Source organism: Nonomuraea sp. NPDC049607 (genome assembly GCF_040675375.1).
In the GTDB taxonomy this organism is placed as follows: domain Bacteria; phylum Actinomycetota; class Actinomycetes; order Streptosporangiales; family Streptosporangiaceae; genus Nonomuraea.
Genome location: NZ_JBFAOV010000101.1, coordinates 1 through 1,744, shown reverse-complemented (window position 1 = coordinate 1,744; position 1,744 = coordinate 1). Strand labels below are relative to the sequence as shown.

General features: G+C 68.6%; 1 protein-coding gene. It reads right to left on the bottom strand.

The annotated features are described in order from the left end of the window. Nucleotides 1–1,094: PHB depolymerase family esterase (locus AB0J97_RS51570; RefSeq protein ID WP_364104812.1), on the bottom strand; the 1,094-nt coding region annotated here is incomplete at its 3' end. Between the last annotated feature and the right edge of the window lie 650 nt (nt 1,095–1,744).

Sequence of the window (1,744 nt, the reverse complement as noted above, 5' to 3'; positions counted from 1 at the left end):
AGCTCTCCGGCGGAGGTCTGGGTCCATTGCTGGTTGGTGCGGCCGTTGCAGTCCCACAGTTGCACGGCGGTGCCGTCGGTGGTGGCGGCGTTGGGCACGTCCACGCAGCGGCCGGAGGCCACTCCCCTGATCTGACCTGCGGGTGGTGGAGTCGGCGTCGTGGTGGACGACCCGCCGTCCAGGCCGAAGAAGCGAATGGCGTACGCCGCCATCCCCGGGTGGGGCAGGTCGTGACCGGCGCCGGCGACGGTGTACGCCTCGACCTGCCCGGAACCGAACACCCGCCGCGTCCAGCCGGACTGCGGACTGTCGGTGGAGGCGGGGGTCTGGCCCAGTCCGTGGACGTTGGTCCACTGGTCGACCTCCTCCTGCAACATCGTGTACGGCAGGACGGAGTCGGCGGTGCCGTGCCAGGCCATCACGCGAGGCCGGGGCCCGGTGTAGCCGGGATAGGCGTTCCTGACCAGGTCACCCCACTGCTGCGGCGTCTTGTCCCCGCATCCGGCCGGCCCGAGGCAGCCGTAGGGGACACCCGAGAACGGCGCTCCCGCCTTGAACACGTCGGGGTAGGTGGCGAGCAGGTTGTTGGTCTCCATCGCCCCGGAGGAGAAACCGGTCGCGAACACCCGCTGCGGGTCACCGCCGTAGCGTTGCAGCACGTAGTTCGTCATGGAGACGATCGACACCGGGTCACTGCCTCCGCCGTGCCGCAGGGCCTCGTTCGACCACACGTCGAAGCAGTTCGACAGGCCGTTGGCGGTCTTGTTCGCCTGCGGATAGATGACGATGAAGCCGTACCGGTCGGCCAGCGAGGCGAACTCGGTGCCCTGGTGGAAGCCCGGAGCCCAGCCGTTGCAGCCGTGCATCGCCACCAGGACGCCCGGCCTGGCCGCCACCCTGTCGGGGACGTAGAGGTACATCCGCAGTCCGCCGGGATTGCTCCCGAAGTTCGTCACTTCGGTCAAGGCCGCCGCCGACGCTCCCGGAGCAGTGGTGAGGAACATGGCCAACGTGGTGGCCGCCACCGTGATCACAGCCGCCAGCGCGGCTCCGAGGCCCGCGCGCCTTCTCCTGCGCGATTCGCCTGGTCTCATGCATCCACCTCTCGTCTGTTAGCGCTAACAAAAGCGCTGACCGGTCGAGCTCTTCCGGGCCGATGGAAGGGACGGAGGGAGCAAATACGAGCCGGAACGGCGCTGTCAAGAGCGCCGTGGCGCGCGGCGACCGGAGGAGGCGACCGCCGAGCCCGCTCACCTTGAATTATCGAGAGTGCCGGCGAGAGCGTCGCCATGAAACTTTCATCCGCCTCCCCACGACAGGAGCTGACGAAACTTTCCGGGCACCAAGATGCACGTTGCACCTGCTCAATCGAGACGAACGGCACGGGCGGAGCCGGAAATTTTCACTGCGTCCTTGACAATTTTCGGCCGCCATTCTCACACTGAGTGCCCGAGGTGGTCCCCCCTATCGGATCGGCGGTGTCCAGCACACGGACTACCGTCCCGGCGCCTGTGGTGTGCGTCCCCACCGGCGCACGGGTCGCGCCCCGCACGATCCTTTCCCATGATTCGCCTTTGGAGGCTCGAACCATGCGTGTCAACGCCATGTCCCCACCGACCGCCCGGCGGCCGCGCGGCGCGCGCCGCCGGGCACTGATCACCGGCGCGTTAGGCGCCCTCGGCCTGATCACAGCACTGGCGACGGCGATCCCGGCCGACGCCGCCGAGAGCACCCTCGGCGCGGC